This window comes from Dyella japonica DSM 16301 (genome assembly GCF_001010355.1).
Lineage (GTDB): Bacteria > Pseudomonadota > Gammaproteobacteria > Xanthomonadales > Rhodanobacteraceae > Dyella > Dyella japonica.
Window position 1 is genome coordinate 1 of the sequence record NZ_JPLA01000066.1, and the last position, 956, is coordinate 956.

Here is a 956-nt window from a genome sequence, read left to right on the forward strand (position 1 = left end):
GATTGAAATCGAAGCCGCTGACCGAGCCCTTGTCGCCCACGCGGAAGTAACGCACGAAGTCGCTGGCGAACACCTGCGTGGCCACGATCACCGCAAACACCGCGGAAACGATGGAGCCCCACAGCACGGCGAGCAAGCCCGCGCGGCCTTCTTCCACACTGCCGGCGTCCGCTTCATCACCACTGCCGACCTTCAGCACCTCGGCGCAGGCCAGGCCTTCCGGGTACGGCAGGTCGGAGGTCGTCACCAGCGCACGGCGCAGCGGGATCGAATACATCACGCCCAGGATGCCGCCCAGTGCGCACACGGCGAACGAGGTCCAGAACGGGAAGCCCGTCCACCAGCCGATCATGATCATGCCCGGCAGCACGAAGATGATGGACGACAACGTGCCCGCCGCCGAAGCGATGGTCTGCACGATATTGTTTTCCTGGATGGTGGAATCCTTGAACCCGCGCAGCAGGGCCATGGAAATCACCGCCGCGGGAATCGAGGTGGCAAAGGTGAGGCCGGCCTTGAGGCCAAAGAAGACGTTGGCGGCAGTGAACACCACCGTGATGATCACGCCCAGGATGAGACCGCGTACGGTCAGCTCTTTGCGATTTTCGGTTTGGGAAAGATTGCCGCTCACGAAAGTCGTCCGGTCATGTGATGGGTCCCCTGTTGGCCACCCTGAGGCGGCATGGCATGAATACGTCGGCCCGCCGAAAGGCGGGTCAGCGCGTAGGGTTGCCGGATTTGGGGGGATACGCAACGGGTTGACGGTTTTTTGCTGGCCTGGGGCAGCGGATGCCCGTGGCGCCTGGTCCCCAGTCAGCCACCCCCATGGCCCATCGGGTCCCACGCTTGCTGCTGGCCTGTGGGAGCGCACCCTGTGCGCGACAGCCGCGCTGGGGTGTACCGCTCTGTAGGTTTGTCGCGCACAGGGTGCGCTCCCACAGAGAGCCGCTCCGCCG

At 64.5% G+C, this 956-nt stretch carries 1 protein-coding gene; it reads right to left on the bottom strand.

What is annotated here, in order from left to right:
* The coding region (locus Y882_RS17920; protein ID WP_046973325.1) for an OPT family oligopeptide transporter at positions 1–631 on the bottom strand (631 nt) is incomplete at its 3' end.
* Positions 632–956: the final 325 nt, after the last annotated feature.